Raw genomic sequence first — 21,027 nt, 5'->3', positions numbered from 1 at the left:
TACATTCACATTGAGTCTATTACTCATTTCAAAAAAATATTATTTTAGAAGATGAGTTTAAAAAGAAAATACTATTATTAAAGCATTTGTATAAACAAATATAGACTGAGGGGTGTTTTTATGGCAGCTTTGATTTTGATCGTTATTTTACTTATTCCAATACTTTTAACTATAGTTATTTTAGATAAACATACAAAGAATAAGACTCCAATACAAATAATGTTAATAGGTATAGAAGTTACTATTGTTGGAGTAGCAATCATAGCAATCGGTGGGGGTGGATTTTCGTCTAATGAGATCTTTTACTCTAATCTAATAGGCTTCACTATTGTTGTAATTGGTCTTACCTCAAGTATATATGGGTTTAAGAAATGATTTTTTCAAATGATTATTTTTTCTAAAAAAGCTTAAAAAATGCATTAAAATAAAGTGAATCATTGCTTTACAATCTTCTTTATATTTCGTCGCAGGTAACTCCATATCTAATGATATGGGGTTACTTGCTTTAAGTGGATATTGGATCTAAAAGCAAAATAAAGATGTTACACTACTTTAACAAATATTTAATTTGTTAACATACTAATAACAAGATTTATAACTTCGTCTGTCATAATCATATAATCCATAGACTCGTGTTTATGGTACACCCTTTCATGGCAAAGGTTTTCAATTAGCCCAATAGAAATATGAACTTTCTCTCTAGGGTTTGTTGGTGTAATACCTTTTTGTTTCATTAACTCAATAAGGGTGTTTGTAGTATCAATTTCAAACTGGTAAAACAACTTAGCTACATCTTTATCAGAATGAGCCATAGCCATCATTTCTTCGTGAGCAGACTTTGAAATATAGTGTGACTGTATAAAAATATCAATAAATTGCTTTAATAGGTCTGTCAAATCAATAGGTTCTTTAAGTGTACTTATTTTTTCAAACATTGGTGCTGTTAGACTGTTAGCATAATCTTGAATAGCGCTAATAAAAATATCCTTTTTGTCTGTAAAGTAGTTATATATAATACCAGTTGATACTCCAGCAGCTTTACCAATCTCCACTGAGTTTGTATTGTGGTAGCCCTTTTCGCACATTAGTTTAAATCCAACTTCAATTATCTTTTTTTTCTTTTCAATAGAACGTTTTTGTTTAGGTTCTCTAATTGAGTTATTACTCATGGTGTCCTCCCTTAGACTAAGATTTTAATTTAATTATAACTAGTTTAAGTGAAGCAGTCAACAAAACTGAAATATATTTCAGGTTAATATTGACAACAAAGGGACGGGTTGGTATAATATAATCTGAAACATGTTTCAGATTATAGGGGGGGACTATGAAAAATACAATTGAATTTAAAAATGTTACAAAAGCTTATAATTTAGGCGAAAAGACGCTACTTGCTGCAGATAATATCAGTTTTACTATTAATGATAGTGAATTTGTTGTTATATTAGGTCCGAGTGGCGCGGGCAAATCTACAGTTCTTAATTTGCTTGGTGGTATGGACTTTGCTACAAATGGAGAAATCATTATTAATGGTAAAAATATAGCGAATTACAAAGATGATGCATTGACGGAATATCGAGCAGAAAATGTGGGCTTTGTATTTCAGTTCTACAACCTCATTCCAACATTAACTGCCCTTGAAAATGTGGCACTTACAAAGGATGTGGTGAAAGGGGCATTGGATGCTGCCGAAATACTGACCTCAGTTGGACTAGGTGATCACTTAAATAAATTTCCATCACAGCTATCAGGTGGGGAACAACAGCGAGTGTCTATAGCAAGGGCCATATGCAAAAATCCAACCATGCTTCTTTGCGATGAGCCAACAGGTGCACTAGATAGTGAAACAGGTATTGTTATTCTTTCCTTACTACAGAAAATGAGCAGAGAGAAAAATAAGTCAGTTATTATTGTTACACACAATTCAGCACTGGCTCAGGCTGCAGATAAGGTTATCCGAATTAAAAACGGCAAAGTGAGGGATATAAGTATTAATGCTGCACCCGTTGATGTAAAGGAGGTGAACTGGTAATGCTTTTTCTCAAAATGATTCGAGATATGAAGCTAAACAAAACTCAATTCATTTCAATTTTTATAATGTCTATTTTAGGCGTTTTTATATACGTAGGTATAAACAGTGAATGGTATGGATTGCAAACTGCATCAAATGAGTATTACCGGGATACTAATTTTGCTAATGTCTGGATTTATGGCAGTGGGTTTACGAAATCGGATGCTGATAAGGTTTTATCAGTTAATGGTGTTACCTCCGTACAAAGAAGGCTCACAATAGACAGTGTTGCGAGATTTGAAAACAAACCAAAGATAACACTACATTTTACAAATGAAAACAAGATTTCAAAGTGCCAGCTTATTGATGGGCAGGAATTTTCTGTTGATAAAGATGGTGTATGGCTGGACGACGCATTTGCTAAAGCAAAGGGACTCACCCTTGGAGATACTATATCCACAACATTCAATGGTATTACTATGAAAAAAGAAATACTAGGAACAGTTTTAAATCCTGAATATGTGTATGCAACAGGCGATAATGACATTGTTCCAAACCATGAAAACTTTGGATTTGCTTATCTCTCCGACAAGTCTTTACCAAAATCAATACCAATATTCTACACAGACCTTTTGGTTACTACCGATGGGACAGATTACTCAAAGTTAGAAAAAAAAATTGATACCGCTTTAGACGGTAAGTACAGTGTATTTTTAACAAGAAATAATTTTGGAAGTTATGCAATGTTTCAGGAAGAAATCGAGCAGCATAAAGCGATAGGGCAGGTCTTCCCAATTGTATTTCTTGCAATTGCCTTACTTACAATAATTACAACTATGACGCGTTTAGTCAATAATCAACGTACGCAAATCGGCACATTAAAAGCGATAGGTTTCAAGAAGAAACACATATTATTCCACTATGTTTCTTATGGCTTATGGATTTCCATTGCTGGTGCTGTTATTGGATTAGTAGCAGGCCCACTTATTCTGCCACATCTTTTCTACGATTCATTAAAAACAGCATACACCTTACCTGTTTGGAAACCGGAAGTTTCAGTCTCTTCATTTATAATGGCTCTAGTTTCTGTAATTGCATGTACTTTGGCAACTTACCTTACTTGCCGTAAAGTTCTAAAAGATATACCATCTCAATTGCTTTTGCCTAAGGCTCCAAGGATTATGAAACAAGGCTTTTTTGAAAAAACAAAGTTATGGGCAAAGATTGGGTTCAATACACAGTGGAATTTACGGGATATGTTTCGAAGTAAAGTTCGTTCCATTATGGCTATAATCGGTGTAATGGGATGTACATCACTGCTTGTATGTGCTTTTGGTATGAAAGATAGCGTAAAGGATGTTATTAGTTGGCAGTATTCGGATATTAACCACTATGAAACAAAGTTGACACTTTCTGAAAAAGTATCCAAAAAAGAAATTTCATCAATTAAAAATAGCTATGCTGGAGAATCAATAATGGAAGGTACTATCGAAATTAAAGCAAAGGATAAAAAGAAAACTGCGCAGCTACTTGTAACTGAAAATGTAACACTTATTAACCCTCAAAATGCCAAGCGTGAGGCTATTCAATTACCACAAGACAAATTATCAATAAGCTATAAAATGGCTAATCTTTTAGGAGTTAAAGTAGGCGATGAAATTTCCTTTCACATTTATGGTGATGAACGTTACGTTACATCAACAATCGGGGCCATTTACCGTACACCCATATCCCAAGGCATCACATTGACAAAAAATAATTTTGAAAGGCTGGGATACAACTTTAAAGCTACCTCTATCATAACTTCTAAAAAAATAAATTCTAATGTTACTGGTGTAACGCGCATCTGGTCAAGGGTAGATTTAACTAAAAGTTATGAAACCATGACAGAAGCCATGAACATTATGGTATATATACTTATTTTAGGAGCTGCTATTTTGGGCATAGTAGTGCTTTACAATCTCGGCATATTATCCTTTACAGAGCGACAAAGAGAACTTGCCACGCTAAAGGTATTAGGCTTTAAAACAAAGAGAATTAGGTGGCTACTTCTTACACAAACCATTTGGATTACAACCCTTGGAATTATAATTGGGATACCTTGCGGAAAATGGCTTATTAGCTATATGATTTCATTCATGGGTGATACCTTTGATATGATGACCATAATATCTGTTCAATCATTGTTTTACAGTATTTTCGGAACAATTTTGATATCTATTCTTGTTAACCTTATGTTTTCAAAGAAAGTTAAAGATATTGATATGGTTAGTTCTCTTAAAAGTGTAGAATAAGCCTCTTTGTAACGATTTTGGAGATATAAAAATTAATACAACACAAAACAAGCGAGTCTCAACTTACGAGGTTTGCTAACAAATATTTTTATGCACAAAAAAAGTATATATTACGTATAATGCATTGATTAAATAGTAATATATACCTTTTTATTTTTTATTTAACTGTTACTAGTTCATATTCGTCAGTTCCAATTCCGATAGCTTTTGCATGGTCGAGTCCAACTTTCCAATTTGTATCAGGATGTATAGTAGAAAATTTATCGTCTCCATCATGATAGTGGTTATCTGAAAGTTCAGTTGCATTTAATGCAATTGCACTATTAACCATATCAACACAGGCTTGATCTAAGGCTACTGGATCAAAGGATGCAGCTATTCCTATATCTGGAACAATTGCAACGTCATTTTCCGGTGAACAGTCACAATTAGGGGAAACATTCATAATGAAACTAATATGAAAATGTGGCTTATCTTTAATAACTGCATAGGTGTATTCTGCAATTTTTTCATTAGCGCTATCAGCGGATTCATTCCACTTTACTGTTGCGCAGCCATAGCGACATACGGCAACACATTGACCACAGCCTACGCATTTATCATAATCTATAGTTGCCTTTTTATCTTCATTAAAGGTAATTGCTTCATGTAGGCAATTTTTAACGCACTGACCACAGCTTACACATTTACGATGTTTCATAAATGGCTTTGATGCAGAATGCATTTCAAGCTTGCCGCCAACAGAGCCTGAGCCCATACCTAAATTTTTCAATGCCCCACCAAACCCAGTCATTTCATGGCCTTTAAAATGAGTCATAGAAATAACTATATCTGAATCAGCAATGGCTGAACCTATTTTAGCAGTTTTGCAATGTTTTTGGTTAATTGGGATTTCTCTATAATCCCCACCCTTTAATCCATCAGCTATAATTAAGTTACATCCAACTGAAATCGGATTAAAACCATTTTCCATAGCGGCTTCAATATGGTCTACAGCATTAGATCTTCTTCCTGTGTATAGTGTATTGCAATCAGTAAGGAAAGGTTTACCGCCTAGTCCTTTCACAAGCTTAACAATACTTGCAGCATAATTTGGCCTAATGTAAGAAAGATTTCCTGGCTCTCCAAAATGAATTTTTATAGCTACAAATTTATCTTTGAAATCAATATTTTTTATACCTGTTTCTACCACAAGTTTTTGAAGTTTATCTAATAGATTGCATCCTGGTTTTGTTCTTAAGTTTGTAAAGTATACTTTTGATTTATCCATTTATTTACCTCCTATGATTTCTATCATAATGTTATTGGGTTGGTTCATTTGATTATAATATTATATCATATTGCAGTATGCGTTTGTTTTTTTTATGTATAGATCGAAACATACTTTATTTAAAATAATTGCAATAAATTAGATATAATTAAATATTAATTTTCATATTATCAATAAAGAATACAATATTTGTGATATTATTGTAGTATGAAAAGTTTTTATTTAAGAGGAGGAATTTTAATGGATTCAGACCCTGACCCTGCGCCCAATAATATAATGGCGCAATTTATAACAATTGGTATTTTAACACTGATAAATGCATTCTTTGCATCGGCGGAAATGGCAATAGCGTCACTTAGCAAAAATAAAATTAAGCATCTTGCGCAAGAGGATAACAAAAAAGCACAGCTATTAGTAAAACTTATTGAGGAGCCAACAAAGTTTTTATCGGCTGTTCAAATTGGAATTATGCTCGCTGGTTTTTTTTCTATTGCAACTGCGGCTACTGGAATATCTAATCATTTTTCAGGATATTTAAACAATTTGAATGTACCTTATAGTAAGCAAATTGCTTTAGCTAGCATAACAATTGGTCTATGTTATATAACACTTGTGTTTGGTGAATTGTTTCCAAAGCGAGTAGCACTACAAAAATCAGAAGCTGTTGCAATGTTTTGCGTAGTGCCTGTTTTCTATGTATCTAAGCTGCTGGTTCCTTTTGCAATGCTACTTTCAGCATCCACTGATGTTTTAGTTAAGATTACTGGTCTTAATAGTGAAAAATTAGAGGAGAAGTTATCAAAAGAGGAAATGAAATCACTTATAGAAGTTGGACGACAACGCGGCGCTATAAACGAAACTGCCAAAAAGATGATAAATAACATTATCGAATTCGATGATAAATCAGCTAGAGAAGTTATGACTCCAAGAACTGAAGTGTTTTTGATTGATATAAATGATCATGTTACACAGTTCTTAGATGAGTTATTAGAGAAAAAGTATTCAAGAGTGCCAGTATATGACGGTGATGTTGATAATATCATAGGAATACTTCACATGAAAGATTTTATAATGGAGGCTCGCATTAAGGGCTTTGAAAATGTAAACATTAAGAATATATTACATTCTCCTTACCTTGTTTATCAAAGTAAAAATATAGATGAATTATTTAGAGAATTAAAAATATCTAAAAATCATATGGCAGTACTTATAGACGAATATGGAGGATTTTCAGGGGTAGTTACTATTAAAGACCTTATAGAAGAAGTTATGGGAAATATTGAAGATGAATATGATGATGACGAACCTGATATAAGAAAAGTTGATAATAATACTTATATAGTGAATGGATTACTTTCTTTAGACGAATTGAATGATCATCTTGATTTAAATTTAATGTCGAAGAATTACAATACTATAGGAGGTTTTTTAATTAGCCTTATAGGATGTATTCCAAAGAAAAATGAAACCCAAACTATTGAATATGGGAATGTAATATTTAAAATAGAGCAAGTTAAACAAAGAAGAATAGAAAAAATTAAAATATATATATAAAAGATGCTCTACTTTCAAAAAAAGTAGAGCATCTTTTTTCATATAGGGAAGTTATATAAAGGTGATTATTTTCATAGATATTCTTTTTACTTGTATTTATGAGGATTATGAATTTATAATATACGATTTAACTAAAAATCTGTATACGGATCATTTAAATAATCTTCTTCATACTCGTTTATCTTTTTAATGATCTTTGTGAATACTGCATCCACTTTAGAAAAATCCATATTTGGTATAAAGTAAGTTTCAAGCTCGTCATGTAGACATTTAGCTTCTTTTATTGTAGCTAAACCCTTATCTAATAGCGTGTAAAACTCACTTGCATCATATTCTATTTCATCTTTGTTATTTTCAAGTGTACTTAGATTTAAACAATCCTCCATATCAATTACAATACCTGGAAGATCTGAATTATTTATTTCATTAGAGGTCAAAATGGCAACATTTAAGTCAGGAATCAATATATGCTCAATTTTTTCAGGGATAAGTGGCGTATGAAAAATTTCTACATTGTATCCACGCCTTAAGGCTTCGGTGGATAGAAATTCTAGTACATCTGATTTTCCAGTACCAGGTCCGCCTTTTAATACATAAATATTTTTATAACCTGCGCTTAAGTTTTCAATATAAGTGACAATACCGTTAGGTGTAAAGGCTGTAGCAAATAAATGTCTATCATAGCCTATAGTAGATGGTGGCGTGGTGAATAAAGATTCTTTTAGATTTTCTTTCAGTATGTTTAATTTATTAATATTCAAGGCTTCATCATTATAGTTTTGCCAATCATCATAAACTAATTTAGCTGCTCCAAAGAATCGATAGGCCCTTTTAAAAGTTTTGCCAACTTTTTTATTTATGCCAATTATTTTATGCCTATATTTCTTAAAGCCTTCTTCATTCCAACAATCTCCCATGTTTAGAACTTCATCTACGGCTCCTGGATTTATAGGATCCACTATATGAGGTGCTGTTGCATCAAGTATTGCAACGTTAAGTTTTTTAATAACTACTCCGTCTAGTGAATTATTATCGGAAGAACAGTGATGTTGTTCTATATCGTAGCCTTTTTCATTGAAGTATTTAGAAACTTTCTTCATTAAGGATGATTTACCTGTTCCAGGGCCTCCTTTTATGCATATTATTCTTCTTGCTTCATCTTGACCTAGTATATACCTATAGTAGGAATAGAATCCTCTTGAAGTATTGCCACCGGGGAAAAAATTTTTAATAGTACCTTGCATAATATCACACTCCATTTCATCATATCAATACATACTATTCATAGATGTTGAAATTGATTATAATTATTTTATATTTTTGTTGAAAATATTTTGTATATATTCTGAATAATAGTAAATTATTATTTTTAAATTGAGGTTGACAAAAATAAAATATGGCATATAATAAAAATATAACCATTCCAATATGAATACTAGGAAATGCAATGAAAAAGGAAAGTAGTATATTGCATGGGTACAGAGAGGAAGCGATGCTGAGAAGCTTTTACCTAAATATATATGAAGTGCCCTTTGGAGCATGGACCTGAAATTATAGTAGGGTACTACGGGTTCGCCCGTTAAAGCGATAAAGCATTTTGTGCTTGGATTTAAGTGAGATTCTATATCTAATTAGAGTGGACCGCGGAGTGTAATAACACCGCCTCTATAAAATGAGACGGTTTTTTTTTGACACCAAAAATATTTGGATTTTAAAAAAAACTTGGCCTTAACACTATTTTTTAAGTATAAAATGTAAAATTTAGACTTAATAAAAATAAATGGAGGTAATATTATGAGTTCATTAGATTATTTTAACGAAATAGCTAAAAGTTGGAACGTAATAAGAAGTGAGTATTTTGATGAAAGGTTAAAGTACAAGGTATTATCCAAAGTAAGTATAAAAGATAAGGTAGTGGCTGATCTTGGATGCGGCGCTGGATTTTTATCCTTAGCGCTGGCCTTAGATGCAAGCATTGTGTTTTCTATAGATCAATCAGTAAATATGCTTAAAGAATCCAAAAAATTAATGGAAACTAAAAAATTCGATAATGTATATCCAATAAAATCCTCCATAGACAACTTGGTTTTGTTTGATGAATCTGTAGATGTGGTCTTCATTAATATGGCTCTTCACCATGTGAGCGATGCTAAAAAGGCTATTGAAGAGATGCACAGAATAATTAAAAAAGGTGGGACTTTAATAATATCGGATGTAGAAGAGCATAATGGGCAGTGGGCAAGGACTGAAATGTTTGACGAATGGCTTGGTTTTTCAAATAATCAGATGGAAGAGTGGTTAACTGGCGCAGGGTTTAATATAGTAAACATTGAGAATACAGATTTAAGATGCAAAGGTTATTCTAGCAAAGGCGAATATACTGAAACTGGCATTTTCATTGCAGTAGCAAATAAGGAGGTAAGGGTAAATGATTAAGGTTGAAAGTTTTTCATTAGATCACACAAAGGTTGTGGCACCTTTTGTACGAAAATGTGAGGTAAAGATAGGCGAAAAGGGTGATAAAGTAACAAAGTTTGACTTAAGATTTATGCAACCAAACAAGGAGTTTATGAATATATCAGCTATCCATACTTTAGAGCATTTGCTTGCTGGATATATGAGAGAAGTAATGGACGGAATTATAGACATTTCACCTATGGGATGTAGAACAGGTTTTTACATGATCGTATGGAATGATGTCAGTGTAGATAGGGTTATAGAAGCCCTAAATTATGGATTGAAAAAGGTGATAGAAACAGAGGAAATCCCGGCAGCCAATGAAGTTCAATGTGGAAATTATAGAGATCATTCCTTAGATGGTGCAAAAGAATATGCAAAATTAGTTCTAAGTAGAGGTCTTAGCAGTGAGATATATAAATAGTATATTAAATATTATAGGAAATACACCACTTATTAAGCTAAATAATTTGGGTGTAAAAGAAGGTGTAAATATCTTCGCAAAACTGCAGCCATCAATTAAGGATACAATGTAAAGAGGGGCTATTTGTAGGCAGTTCTTTAGGGACTGCCATAGTATCTGCAATAAAACTTGGAGAATCCATTGAAGGTGGGAACATTGTTGCAATACTGCCTGAGAGGGGAGATAGATATTTTAGTAAGAACATCTGTAATTAATGCTTGTACTTATAAACATACTGTGATAATATAATAACTAATTTAATAAGTAAACTACCTAGGGTAGAGGTGCTGTATCTAAGAGTACTTGTTCGGAGCTGACAGGCTAAGATGAATAAGAAAAGGAGCTATGGCCGAAGAAAATGTATTTGGTGAAATTATTTTCTGAGATTACATATAATATATGTAAAATTGTCACTGATTTTTCAGTGGTGAGCTACAAGGTACACGAAGTTTGTATAAAAACATGTATTTTATGCAGCAAAGGTGTTCCTTTGCTGTATTTATTTTTTTTGGAAGCAATATATAAAGTTCTAAATTTCACCGAAGGTGATAAATAGCACCGAAGGTGATAATAGCACCGAAGGTGATAAATAATAGGAGTGATTTAAGTATGGCAGTAGTTGTTCAAAAATATGGCGGTTCATCTGTAGGAACTACAGAGAAAATTAAAGGAATTGCACAAAGTATAGTAAAGAGGAAAAATGAAGATACAGATTTAGTTATAGTAGTATCTGCTATGGGCGACACTACAGATGATTTATTATCTCTATCAAAAGGTATAGGAGAAAAACCAGATAAGAGAGAATTAGATGTTCTATTATCAACAGGTGAAATAATTTCAAGCGCACTACTCGCCATGGCAATTAAGGGACTTGGATATGATGCCATAAGTTATACTGCATACCAAATTGGGATTAAGACTAGTGGACAATATGGTAAAGCGTTAATTGAAGATATACACGGTGGCAAGATCAAAAAAAGCTTAAAAGAAGGCAAAATCGTAATAGTTGCTGGCTTCCAAGGAATAAATGGGGAAGGTGATATTACAACACTCGGCAGAGGTGGATCTGATACTACTGCAGTTGCTTTGGCTGTGAAGCTTAAGGGCAGGTGTGAAATATATACGGACGTTTCTGGAATATATAGTGTAGATCCTAGAGCATACAGTGCGGCTAAAAAATTAGATGAAATAGAATATGAAGAGATGCTTGAGCTAGCAAGTTTGGGAGCTCAAATAATGCATTCAAGGTCTATAGAACTTGCCCAAAAATATAGTATACCTATATATGTAGGGCTCAGTAATAGTGATATTAAAGGAACTGTAATTAAGGAGGTAAAAAATATGAATATGGAAAATAAACCAGTAACAGGAATAGCAACTAGTGATGAGGATGTTGCAGTAACACTTCAGCGTATACCTAAAGATGTGAATATATTGTCTACTATATTTGAAGCGATAGGAAGTAAAAGAATCAATATAGATATGATAAGTCAAACATCACCTATAGATGGAAGGGTAAGTGTATCATTTACTATACCTAAAGAGAGCTTAAAGGATAGTTTAGAAATTATAGATAACTTAATAGCAGATAATAAAGTTATAGTTGATGAGGAGATAACTAAATTTTCAGTGGTGGGGCTAGGAATGAAGACGACCTCTGGAGTAGCAGCTAGAATGTTTAGGGTTTTTAACAAAAACAATATTGAAATTAAAATGATTACTACATCAGAAATAAGAATTACTTGTGCTATTAAAACTGGAGACAAATTAAAGGCTATAAGGGTTGTTGCAGAGGAATTTAATCTGTAAATATAATTTATGGGGATATGTATTTTCCTAGTATAGTTAAAGTAAAAATAATTATTAGGATATCAAGAGCAGAAATGCTCTTTTTTTAGTTCGTTTACGGTATACCGTAGACGAACGCAAACTAATGGGCCTTTGAAAGTGTCATTATATTTATATCATTAAAGGAAGCCATATTAATTGCAGTAACAGAGGGGAAATATAAAGGACGTAAGTCTATTGAAGTACCAAGTTATGGGATAGGTAACTTAAAATAAACCAATATATTTTACGAAATATAACATGGTAATGCTGCTAGAAGATACTTCAAGGAGATTATAAAAATAATATATGAAATATCTCAAAAATAAACAGGATTGATATAACACCTATAAACAACGATGTAGTCACAATGTGACCGTACACGTATGGCTCCCTCACCAAAAGTTTTAAGAAAAATGTTTTTTTATACATAATGTTACAATATTCGCAGTTAATATCAAATATAATGGACAAGTACTTTATATTAAACATTAAAAGGAAATCAAATATATTTTATTTCTAATACTATAAACTTAATGGTGGAGTGAAGCAATGTTTAAATTAATTTCAAGAAAAATAAAAAGCAATTTTTTTCATTATTTTTTAATATATATAGGTTATTTTTCAGCTTTGTTAGTTATTTCATTTGGATTTACTTTTTTAAAATGTAGCAAAGATATGAATATCGATTATACAAATGGTAAAATAAAACACCAACAGTTGATTTCTGTAAATATTAATAATGATTCAAATGAAATACATTATGATAAATTAATGAATATTTTAAAAAAACATTCAAAAACAACATCAATCAGAATAGACGGTTTAATTGCAGAGAAACCTGTAGATGATAAAATATTTGAAATCCCAATTCAACCAGTAATATTTAATGAAACACCAGAATGGATTCCCACAATTACCAACGGACGATATTTAAACTCAAGTGAAAGTAAGTCAAAAGCTAAAATTGCCGTTATTGGTAAAGGTGTAGAAACTAATAAAATAAGTGAAAACAATTATATTAATTTAGGCGGGGAAAAATTTGAAATTATAGGCACAGCCGGTGAATTAAGTAATTTTTCTAATTATCTAGGTTCTGTTTTTGTTCCATTAGAATCTTTACCTGATAAAATGAAAAAAAACATAAAAACAATTCAGATATATTTATTGAAAAACAATAATAATTGTAAAAATGAAATGAATGAAATATTAAATGATGTTAATAAGTTACCCAATATAAAGGCAACTCAAGTTGAAATAGGCGAAGACTTATCTCAGTTTTATACTACTGTGTCTATAACTACATTTGTAAGCTGTTTAATTGTATTAGTATCAGTAAGTAATATAATTATTTTAGTGTTTTATTTAATGTTGAAAAACAAAAAAAACATTTTAATTAGTATTGCCTTAGGTGCAAACAGAAAAATAATTTGGGAACAAATATTTATGGAACTTATGTTAGTATCATTATGTGCTATTGTTTCTGCATTTATAGTTGCAAATTTATTAACGCCATTTGTTAAAAATAATTTTACACGTATTTTAAATATACAACATATACAATTTAGTTATTTAAATATAATAGTAACCTCTTTAGCTACTGTTATAATGAGTTTTTTAATATCAATAATAAGTGTAAAAAAGTTTTTCAAGTTAAATCTTATAACAGAATTAAAAGGGGAATAGTATGTTTAGATTACGAATATTAATTAACTCTATAATAAAGCAAGGTATAAAGTTTAAATTAGTTTTTCTTCAATTAATTATAGTATTTATATCTTTAAATTTTGCTTTTACTTTAATAAATAAAAACATAGAAGTAAAAGATAGCATTAATAAATTAGTTAGTAAAGATACATCAGTACTACTTAGAATGTCGGTAGGTTCACAAAATGAAGATCCTCTGAATTCAATTAACAAAATATATGAAGAAATTTCAAATAATAAAATGGTTGATAAAATCGGAAGTTATTCTATAAACAAAGTTAAAGTCGATCAAAGTGAGATTAATGCTATTTTTTTCAATAGAGGTGCTATTGATTTATATAATATCGATATTTGTAAAGGTAGCGATAAAATTTTTAGCTACAAAAAAAATCAAGATGAGATTCCAATTGTTATTAGTAATAATTTATCAAACAAATGGCATGTAGGGGATGTAATTACTACTAAAATGTCGCAAAATAACCAATCAAAAGATTTCAAATTGAAAATTATAGGAATAATAAGTAAAAATGCTGTTTTTTGGAATTCTAGGATAGGTGATAAATCATCGATTATTTCTTTAAGGGATTCCATTATTATACCATTTGATAAACAATACTTTTATGATGAGATTACTAATTTTAAAATGAAATCTAGTAATACAGTTGTTTCAACGAAAAACGTACATGACTTAAATAAATTTACAACTTATTTTTCAAAACTCAAGGATGGCAATACATTGCTTGATTATATTGAAGTTAATGAATTGATAACTCAAATATACAATATGAGCAAACCTTGGATTATGATGACATTAACATTTTCGTTTTTATTATGTATTTTATCCTTCATAGGATTTATAGGTATATTAATAAGTTATATTACTTTTAGAAAGAGAGAATACGGGATTAGATTCGCAGTAGGATCAACAAGTAAAGAATTATCAAGATTAGTATGTGGAGAAATATCTTTGTCACTAATTATAACTAATTTTATATCTATTCTTATTCTAATTATTATAAATAATATAGCAAAAATGAATTTAACCCCATTATCAATTATTAAATCTATTATCCCTTCTTTTGTTATCTCTCTTACTCTAGTGTTTATAACATTTTTAATATATAAATATTATATATTAAAGAAAAATATTGTTGATTGAGTAGTCACGGAAACTAATATGTAAAACTTAATTATGTATAGAGTCATTATAGTGCTATAAATTTTATGTTCAGAGAGCAGTTAGGAATAAAAATAGGTATAGCAAACAAGCCTACACGATGCAGGAATTTTCAGAAAAAAGTACTTAATTGTCAAACAGCTACTCTAATAAATTTAAAATACTAAAACCTGAAACTTTAAGTCTTGCATCTAGATGAATATTAATTCCAGCAATCATAGTCATAAATGAATAACGTTTTTTACCATGTATTCGTAAAGTATGAATTTTATAATCATTTAGAATACGATTGTTTATACGTTCTGAGCAGGTTCTAGTTTTATAAATAGTTTTCCATTGTTTTGAGCCGCGAGGCACAGGAGTAAACAACCGCAAATCCCATGATGGTTTAGTGTAGATTACTCGCCCATAAGGTGAAGGTGAGCACTGTTCACAGCAAGAGCAACTAGCAACCTTTTTTAAAACTAAAGGGCAACGCCATTTAAGGCGTGAACGACTTTTTTCATAACCGTTATAGACCATTTCATGGCCACCAATACAGATAGGAAATCCTTTTTCATTAATATCTAGAGTAACTGGATATTTTGAATTTCCTTTGTTTTTGGAGTTCAGATCAATAAAGGGATTAATGTTCCATTTAGAACATAATTCATATGTAGGGTAGTTATCATTAGCTGAGTCAAGAACATAATTTGATATAGTGAACTGCGGTAACAGTTCTCTAAATTCAGCTAATGCTACTATTCCAGTGACACTGTCGTGTCTGCTTGCCTCTACAAATCGTAGATAAATAGGTAGATCTATCTTATATTTTTTATTATAGACAGATAAAGCATAGAGAGTGTAGCCATAAAACCAACGATTTTCATGGCTGTCCCAACCCCAATTAGCATTTATGTCAGAAAGTCTACGAGGGCATTTGCAATCGTAAATTCCATTTTCACGGCAGTCACAAACTTTAGAACCATAGTAAGAAGACTTACAGTGAACACAAGTACCATCGCCGCCAACTGTAAGGTTATCTTTTTCTATTAAGTTAAGATTAAAAGAGGGTTCTACAGCAACTAATGAGAATATTTTTTGAAGCAGCCTTTCGGCTCTTAGGGAAAATGAGCGACCAGCTTCAAAAAAATCTGAAATTCTCTTAACAACACCAGTTTTTTTATTAGGAAGCTTTTTATTTTTCCCGGGTGCCTTAATTTTAGAGGGTTTCTTCTTATACGAATATATTTTTTTTAGGTTTACCCTGTCGGTAGACAGATTTGAAAGCCATAATCTAGAGATAAAATCATAATGAGCACCAAGTGATGGGACATTATTTTTAGTGCAGCCTATACAGGTTGCAAGTAACTCACAGGCATGAATCTTTTTAACCCAGTTGGTAATGCTTGTTTCCTTTTGAAAAAGCATTAAAGAAAATGAACGAAATATCTCAGGTTGAAGAGTTGCAGGTCTACCAATATTAGAATAATAAGGTTTTAATATCTCTCTAAGAATATCTAAGTCTAAGCAATACAACTTAGAGATAGAAGGTTCAAGTTCTATAATTTTTTTAGGAAAAGCTTTGTAGAAACATGAGAGATTTAAAATAATAAATTGCTGATAATCAGCATGAGAGCTCCAATTTTTAAGCATAAAATAATCCTCCTATTAAAACATGTCTTTAAGAGGAGGACCGCAAAATTTTACAGGCTTGTCAAGTGTTTTATGCAAAAAAAGTGGGGGAATCAACAAAAATTAATGATACTAAAAATGAGTAATCACAGGAGCTAAGGAGTTTCCGTGAAAGCTCTGATTTAATAAGGGGGAATTAATTTTGAGTTACATACAACTAATAGATATCATGAAAGACTATGGAGATAAACAAGAAACTGTACACGCTTTAAATAAGGTTAATTTTAATATAGAAAAAGGTGAGATGATTGCTATTTTAGGCACATCAGGCTCTGGGAAATCAACATTATTAAATTTAATTGGATGTTTAGACAAATGTACTAGCGGAAACTACATATTTGACGGTAAGGATATCACAAATTATAAAGATAAAGAATTAGCTATAATAAGAAATACCCAGATGGGATTTATATTTCAAAATTTTTCTTTAATCACAGATTATAACGTTATAGAAAATGTTGAAATGCCTCTTTTATATAGAAATTTACTTTTAGGTAAGAATAAAAAATTAAATAAACATGAAATTAAAAAATTAGCATTAAAACATTTAAAAGAAGTTGGTATAGATGGATATGCAAATAAAAAAGTTACTCAGTTATCTGGTGGTCAACAACAAAGGGTTGCAATAGCAAGGGCTTTAGTAAATACGCCAGATGTTATTTTAGCAGATGAACCAACAGGTTCTTTAGATAAGAATAATAGTTTAAATATTATTAATATGTTGAAAAATATTAATGAAACTAATAATACTACCATAATAGTGGTTACCCACGATGAACAAATTGCTGAATTCTGTCATAAAATCATTAGAATGGAAGATGGCATTATTATTAACGACATTTTAAAAGGAAAGTCTCTCACTTCTATAAGTGTGGATACTATACTGTAACAAAGAGAAAACTTTCAATAACTTAAATTTAGTGTTTGAAAATGTTTTTGAAGCTTTACATTGCTCAATATTATGGTTATAGTTGTTACCCAAAATTTCAAAAGCCATTGCGCCCATTGTGAAAACATTTGTAATCTCATCAATAGTTGCACCTTTTTCAAATTCCTCTGGGGACATAAATCTTGACGAACCCCACATATGTCCCATGGTATTAATAAAAAGATTTTTAGTGTAAAAATCTATATCACAAATTATAGTTTTATTAGTTTCAAAATCGTATATAATACTACCATCGGGTACAGCCGACATACGTGGTGCGTCCCGTCCCGACAGGGCGTATATTCTAGCAGGTGGGAATCCTGTCAAGGTAAGATTTAGCAAATCGCTTTGTATCGAGTCTTAGAGATGTTGCGGTAACGTAACATTTTAAGCGTAGACAGAAAGTTAGTAAGGTAGAATTGACTGGGTGGTAACCCAGCAGTGAATCGTATTGAGCTTCGGAAAGTTGGTATCAAGATAATTATTTTGGATGTAGGTTTGTCAATTTATCGAAGAAACAATATTTAAATATAATTAGATTTATTTATACAGATGAAAATGGACATTATAATGTTGAAGGTCATACCGTGGTTTTTTGTATGGATCGTTGCCGTACCCCTTAATAAGATTCATGTAAAAAAAGGATATTCCAATATAATATAGAAATATGTGATAGAAAGGTGGTTAAAAATTATGATTTATCAACGAAACATAAATGATATAATATAGTAAAAGAATAAATTTTAAGGGGGATTATTATGAAGCTAAAAAGATTATTCAAATCCAACAAAGTACTGATTGTATTATTGACATTAGTTTTAGTGGTTACAAATACATTTTTTTTGTTTCCAAATGAGAAAACGTTTGCACGAGGTACAAAAAGGGTATTTTCAGCTGTGAAGTTAGATGACATGAAGAACATAAACATAGAAACAAGTTTATTATTTCCATTTACCAATAAAGATAATGAAGGAATTACGGTAAAGGCAGATGGTAAAGAATTAGTGATTAAGGCTGTTACAAGCACTACGGTAAAAGATGGTTTGACTAAAACAGCTCAAATAGAACTCTTAGAAGATGCTATTTTAAGTCAGAAGCTTACAATTTCTAAAGAAGGTTTTAAAGATAAGGATGTGACCTTAGGAAAGGTAATGGGATGTGCTGGGTTTGATAAACTGTTCAATTACTCAGGAAATGATTTAGGAAACACTTATACTAAGGCTAAAACAAGCTTTAGAGTATGGGCACCCACTGCTACTGAGACAAAGCTTATAGTATACAAAAAATGGGATGATAAAACTGGCACTGAAATCAATATGAATAAAGGTGGAAAAGGAACATGGATAGCAGAATTAAAGGGAGACCAGAAAAACATATTTTATACCTACAAGGTTAATGTTGGCGGCAAATGGAATGAGGCAGTAGATCCCTATGCTCGTTCTGTTGCAGCTAATGGAGACAAAGGAGCTGTAATAGATTTAAAGGATACCGATCCGGATAAATGGGAACCTAACACAAAACCTAAGTTTACAAAATTAAATGATGCAATAATATACGAAACCCATGTTAGAGATTTTTCTATTGATACAAGTAGTGGTATCAAAAACAAGGGAAAATTCTTAGGACTTACTGAAACAGGAACAAAAACACCTGATGGTTCAAAAACTGGAATTGACTACATAAAGAATCTAGGGGTAACACATGTGCAGCTTATGCCTATATTTGATTATGCAAGTGTGGATGAGACCTCTTCAGCACCACAGTATAATTGGGGATATGATCCTAAAAATTACAATACTCCAGAAGGTAGTTATTCAACAGATCCCTATAATCCTAATGTAAGAGTTAAGGAATTAAAGGAAGCTGTTCAAGCCCTACATGATAAACGATTAAGAGTAACTATGGATGTGGTTTATAACCATATGTATAGTGCTGAAGACTCAAATTTTAATAAAATAGTACCTGGTTACTATTTTAGATATAATAATGATGGCACTCTTGCTAATGAAAGTGGATGTGGGAATGCTATAGCTTCAGAAAATTCCATGGCAAGAAAGTTTATTGTGGACTCTGTAGTTTATTGGACTAAGGAATATAATTTAGATGGTTTCAGATTTGACCTTATGGGTCTTACTGATACACGAACAATGAATGAGGTAAGAGCAGCCTTAAATTCTATTGATCCAAGTATCGTAGTTATTGGAGAAGGTTGGGACATGGGTGCAACTTTGAAACCAGAAGATAAATCGGATCAGAAAAATGCAGATAAATTAGCAAATATAAGTTTTTTCAATGATACCATAAGAGATGGAATAAAAGGTAGTGTATTTGATGCAACAGGAGCAGGCTTCGTTAATGGAAAAACTGGAGCAGAATTAGATATTAAAAAAGGTATCGTAGGTGCAACTTATTTTTCAACGGCTATAAACACTTGGGGAAAGGTTAATCCATTACAATCCGTTAATTATGTAGAAGCTCATGACAATAACACATTGTGGGATAAACTTCTTCTAACTAATCCTAATGATACAGATGCTACAAGATTAAAAATGGATAGATTAGCAAACAGTATTATTTTTACTTCCCAAGGAATTCCCTTCTTCCAGGCAGGTCAAGAATTTTTAAGAACAAAGGGTGGAAATTCAAACTCATATAATGCAGATGACAGTGTAAATTTACTTGATTGGAATAGAATGTCTGATAATAAAGATACTGTAAATTATGTAAAAGGGTTAATTGAACTTAAGAAAGCTCATCCAGCATTTAGTATGGATTCTGCTAATATGATTACGAAAAAACTAAAATTTATAGACACTGCAGCTAATGTTGTAGCATACTCTATTACAGATAATGAAAACAAAGATAAATGGAGTAGCATTATAGTGGCTTTTAATGCAAATAAAACTAAAACAACAATAAAGCTACCTAAAAATGCTAAGTGGAATATTGTTGTTGATGGAGAAAAAGCAGGAGTAAAAACTCTTAGAAAGTTTAAGGGTGATTCTGTCGTAGTTCCTGCTCAAACTTCTTTAGTGCTTTACAATAAATAAATTAAATTCAGATAAAAATAAAAAGTTCTGATTATTTATAATGTACCCTATAGGGTAGACGATTTAAAAAAGTCTACCCGGTAGGGTATTTTTATGTGTAATAAAGAAAAGCATTATGATTTAGTGATTTAAATTATATAGTAAATGAAAAGGTTAAAATCGTGAATATAGGAAATGGAACGACTTAAAGGACAGATAAAAGAGCTACACAAATTCTTGACAGATATTTTAGCCCGGTAATCCTAAATCGAAAAACTGAGAGTTTAGAATTACTGACCCAAAATAAAATTTGGGACTTTCCTATTGCTTCTGGTTACAGCTATGTTCTTCATACCCATTATAGAGGTAGGCTACTTTCCTTCTGAAATGTCGTTAAATTAATTCATTTATATTATCTAGTTTTATTTCTTGATTTCCAATTGAAGACTGTTGTATAGATGCTGATTTTTTTCCGTATATAAAATAGTATAAAAAGATAGACAAAAACACAATAGCAGCTAGTGTCATATACATTCTACGAAAACCAACTATAGGTATTATAATTCCCATTAGTAAAGGACCAATTCCCACTCCTGCATCCATTGAAATAAGGCAGGCCATAGAATATACAAGAAAAAA

General features: G+C 31.4%; 18 protein-coding genes, 1 riboswitch and 1 other annotated feature. Of the genes, 12 read left to right on the top strand and 6 right to left on the bottom strand.

Annotated features, from left to right (window positions below):
* Window positions 1-120 precede the first annotated feature (120 nt).
* Complete coding sequence (locus ACWJKS_RS15440; protein WP_216303938.1) at window positions 121-375, top strand: hypothetical protein; 255 nt, start codon at window positions 121-123, stop codon at window positions 373-375.
* A gap of 188 nt (window positions 376-563) precedes the next feature.
* Here the strand turns inward: ACWJKS_RS15440 and ACWJKS_RS15435 are convergent, their stop codons facing one another.
* Entirely contained in the window at window positions 564-1,169 is a 606-nt protein-coding gene (locus ACWJKS_RS15435) for a TetR/AcrR family transcriptional regulator (protein WP_216303939.1), read from the bottom strand.
* A 155-nt stretch (window positions 1,170-1,324) separates the two neighbouring features.
* Between ACWJKS_RS15435 and ACWJKS_RS15430 the strand changes: the two genes are divergently transcribed.
* The gene (locus ACWJKS_RS15430; protein ID WP_216303940.1) at window positions 1,325-2,029 is read left to right on the top strand and encodes an ABC transporter ATP-binding protein; all 705 of its coding nucleotides are present in this window, start codon (window positions 1,325-1,327) and stop codon (window positions 2,027-2,029) included.
* Window positions 2,029-4,302, top strand: a complete 2,274-nt coding sequence (locus ACWJKS_RS15425) for an ABC transporter permease (RefSeq protein WP_462959911.1) — start codon at window positions 2,029-2,031, stop codon at window positions 4,300-4,302. Before ACWJKS_RS15430 ends, ACWJKS_RS15425 begins: the two co-directional genes overlap by 1 nt.
* Window positions 4,303-4,459: 157 nt before the next feature.
* On the opposite strand, the gene ACWJKS_RS15420 is transcribed toward ACWJKS_RS15425, so the two are convergent.
* Complete coding sequence (locus tag ACWJKS_RS15420; protein ID WP_462955161.1) at window positions 4,460-5,572, bottom strand: DUF362 domain-containing protein; 1,113 nt, start codon at window positions 5,570-5,572, stop codon at window positions 4,460-4,462.
* 240 nt (window positions 5,573-5,812) lie between these two features.
* Between ACWJKS_RS15420 and ACWJKS_RS15415 the strand changes: the two genes are divergently transcribed.
* Window positions 5,813-7,126: a hemolysin family protein gene (locus tag ACWJKS_RS15415; RefSeq protein WP_462959910.1), complete on the top strand. Its 1,314-nt coding sequence runs from the start codon at window positions 5,813-5,815 to the stop codon at window positions 7,124-7,126.
* Between the two features lie 131 nt (window positions 7,127-7,257).
* On the opposite strand, the gene ACWJKS_RS15410 is transcribed toward ACWJKS_RS15415, so the two are convergent.
* The gene (locus ACWJKS_RS15410) at window positions 7,258-8,370 is read right to left on the bottom strand and encodes a PRK06851 family protein (protein WP_462959909.1); all 1,113 of its coding nucleotides are present in this window, start codon (window positions 8,368-8,370) and stop codon (window positions 7,258-7,260) included.
* A 194-nt stretch (window positions 8,371-8,564) separates the two neighbouring features.
* Window positions 8,565-8,796, top strand: a binding site (T-box leader).
* 124 nt (window positions 8,797-8,920) lie between these two features.
* Between ACWJKS_RS15410 and ACWJKS_RS15405 the strand changes: the two genes are divergently transcribed.
* The 6 genes from ACWJKS_RS15405 to ACWJKS_RS15380 all read left to right on the top strand — a co-directional run bounded on the left by ACWJKS_RS15405 (window position 8,921) and on the right by ACWJKS_RS15380 (window position 14,739).
* Window positions 8,921-9,562 (top strand): class I SAM-dependent methyltransferase, encoded by a 642-nt coding sequence (locus tag ACWJKS_RS15405; protein WP_165412454.1) that lies wholly within the window; start codon window positions 8,921-8,923, stop codon window positions 9,560-9,562.
* Complete coding sequence (locus ACWJKS_RS15400) at window positions 9,555-10,007, top strand: S-ribosylhomocysteine lyase (protein WP_462953584.1); 453 nt, start codon at window positions 9,555-9,557, stop codon at window positions 10,005-10,007. The genes ACWJKS_RS15405 and ACWJKS_RS15400 overlap by 8 nt, the downstream gene beginning before the upstream one ends.
* Window positions 9,991-10,119: a hypothetical protein gene (locus ACWJKS_RS15395; protein WP_258280624.1), complete on the top strand. Its 129-nt coding sequence runs from the start codon at window positions 9,991-9,993 to the stop codon at window positions 10,117-10,119. The genes ACWJKS_RS15400 and ACWJKS_RS15395 overlap by 17 nt, the downstream gene beginning before the upstream one ends.
* Window positions 10,120-10,317: 198 nt before the next feature.
* Window positions 10,318-10,489: riboswitch (Lysine riboswitch) on the top strand.
* Window positions 10,490-10,655: 166 nt separating this feature from the next.
* The gene (locus ACWJKS_RS15390; protein WP_462959908.1) at window positions 10,656-11,855 is read left to right on the top strand and encodes an aspartate kinase; all 1,200 of its coding nucleotides are present in this window, start codon (window positions 10,656-10,658) and stop codon (window positions 11,853-11,855) included.
* Between the two features lie 570 nt (window positions 11,856-12,425).
* Window positions 12,426-13,559 (top strand): ABC transporter permease, encoded by a 1,134-nt coding sequence (locus ACWJKS_RS15385; RefSeq protein ID WP_462959907.1) that lies wholly within the window; start codon window positions 12,426-12,428, stop codon window positions 13,557-13,559.
* A gap of 1 nt (window position 13,560) precedes the next feature.
* On the top strand, window positions 13,561-14,739 hold the full coding sequence (locus ACWJKS_RS15380; RefSeq protein WP_462959906.1) for an FtsX-like permease family protein: 1,179 nt from the start codon (window positions 13,561-13,563) through the stop codon (window positions 14,737-14,739).
* A gap of 159 nt (window positions 14,740-14,898) precedes the next feature.
* On the opposite strand, the gene ACWJKS_RS15375 is transcribed toward ACWJKS_RS15380, so the two are convergent.
* Window positions 14,899-16,392, bottom strand: a complete 1,494-nt coding sequence (locus ACWJKS_RS15375) for a hypothetical protein (RefSeq protein WP_462959674.1) — start codon at window positions 16,390-16,392, stop codon at window positions 14,899-14,901.
* A 181-nt stretch (window positions 16,393-16,573) separates the two neighbouring features.
* Here ACWJKS_RS15375 and ACWJKS_RS15370 point away from each other — a divergent pair, with 181 nt between their 5' ends.
* Window positions 16,574-17,320, top strand: a complete 747-nt coding sequence (locus tag ACWJKS_RS15370; RefSeq protein WP_462959905.1) for an ABC transporter ATP-binding protein — start codon at window positions 16,574-16,576, stop codon at window positions 17,318-17,320.
* Here the strand turns inward: ACWJKS_RS15370 and ACWJKS_RS15365 are convergent.
* Complete coding sequence (locus ACWJKS_RS15365) at window positions 17,273-17,629, bottom strand: hypothetical protein (RefSeq protein ID WP_462959904.1); 357 nt, start codon at window positions 17,627-17,629, stop codon at window positions 17,273-17,275. The two genes, ACWJKS_RS15370 and ACWJKS_RS15365, sit on opposite strands and share 48 nt — an antisense overlap.
* 488 nt (window positions 17,630-18,117) lie before the next feature.
* On the opposite strand from ACWJKS_RS15365, the gene pulA reads away from it, so the two are divergent.
* Window positions 18,118-20,409 (top strand): type I pullulanase, encoded by a 2,292-nt coding sequence (pulA, locus tag ACWJKS_RS15360; protein WP_462959903.1) that lies wholly within the window; start codon window positions 18,118-18,120, stop codon window positions 20,407-20,409.
* A 372-nt stretch (window positions 20,410-20,781) separates the two neighbouring features.
* Here pulA and ACWJKS_RS15355 read toward each other — a convergent pair whose 3' ends face one another.
* Window positions 20,782-20,979, bottom strand: a complete 198-nt coding sequence (locus ACWJKS_RS15355) for an MFS transporter (protein WP_165412461.1) — start codon at window positions 20,977-20,979, stop codon at window positions 20,782-20,784.
* Between the last annotated feature and the right edge of the window lie 48 nt (window positions 20,980-21,027).

The sequence above is a fragment of the Clostridium sp. CM038 genome (assembly GCF_055081105.1).
The sequence above is the reverse complement of the archived record's forward strand: the minus strand, read 5'-3'. Positions and strand labels throughout refer to the sequence as shown.

What these genes read in the sequence shown, in the direction of transcription:
- ACWJKS_RS15440 (WP_216303938.1), top strand. Translation starts at nt 121, where the DNA reads ATGGCAGCTTTGATTTTGATCGTTATTTTACTTATTCCAATACTTTTA.
- ACWJKS_RS15435 (WP_216303939.1), bottom strand. Translation starts at nt 1,169, where the DNA reads ATGAGTAATAACTCAATTAGAGAACCTAAACAAAAACGTTCTATTGAA.
- ACWJKS_RS15430 (WP_216303940.1), top strand. Translation starts at nt 1,325, where the DNA reads ATGAAAAATACAATTGAATTTAAAAATGTTACAAAAGCTTATAATTTA.
- ACWJKS_RS15425 (WP_462959911.1), top strand. Translation starts at nt 2,029, where the DNA reads ATGCTTTTTCTCAAAATGATTCGAGATATGAAGCTAAACAAAACTCAA.
- ACWJKS_RS15420 (WP_462955161.1), bottom strand. Translation starts at nt 5,572, where the DNA reads ATGGATAAATCAAAAGTATACTTTACAAACTTAAGAACAAAACCAGGA.
- ACWJKS_RS15415 (WP_462959910.1), top strand. Translation starts at nt 5,813, where the DNA reads ATGGATTCAGACCCTGACCCTGCGCCCAATAATATAATGGCGCAATTT.
- ACWJKS_RS15410 (WP_462959909.1), bottom strand. Translation starts at nt 8,370, where the DNA reads ATGCAAGGTACTATTAAAAATTTTTTCCCCGGTGGCAATACTTCAAGA.
- ACWJKS_RS15405 (WP_165412454.1), top strand. Translation starts at nt 8,921, where the DNA reads ATGAGTTCATTAGATTATTTTAACGAAATAGCTAAAAGTTGGAACGTA.
- ACWJKS_RS15400 (WP_462953584.1), top strand. Translation starts at nt 9,555, where the DNA reads ATGATTAAGGTTGAAAGTTTTTCATTAGATCACACAAAGGTTGTGGCA.
- ACWJKS_RS15390 (WP_462959908.1), top strand. Translation starts at nt 10,656, where the DNA reads ATGGCAGTAGTTGTTCAAAAATATGGCGGTTCATCTGTAGGAACTACA.
- ACWJKS_RS15385 (WP_462959907.1), top strand. Translation starts at nt 12,426, where the DNA reads ATGTTTAAATTAATTTCAAGAAAAATAAAAAGCAATTTTTTTCATTAT.
- ACWJKS_RS15380 (WP_462959906.1), top strand. Translation starts at nt 13,561, where the DNA reads ATGTTTAGATTACGAATATTAATTAACTCTATAATAAAGCAAGGTATA.
- ACWJKS_RS15375 (WP_462959674.1), bottom strand. Translation starts at nt 16,392, where the DNA reads ATGCTTAAAAATTGGAGCTCTCATGCTGATTATCAGCAATTTATTATT.
- ACWJKS_RS15365 (WP_462959904.1), bottom strand. Translation starts at nt 17,629, where the DNA reads ATGTCGGCTGTACCCGATGGTAGTATTATATACGATTTTGAAACTAAT.
- pulA (WP_462959903.1), top strand. Translation starts at nt 18,118, where the DNA reads ATGAAGCTAAAAAGATTATTCAAATCCAACAAAGTACTGATTGTATTA.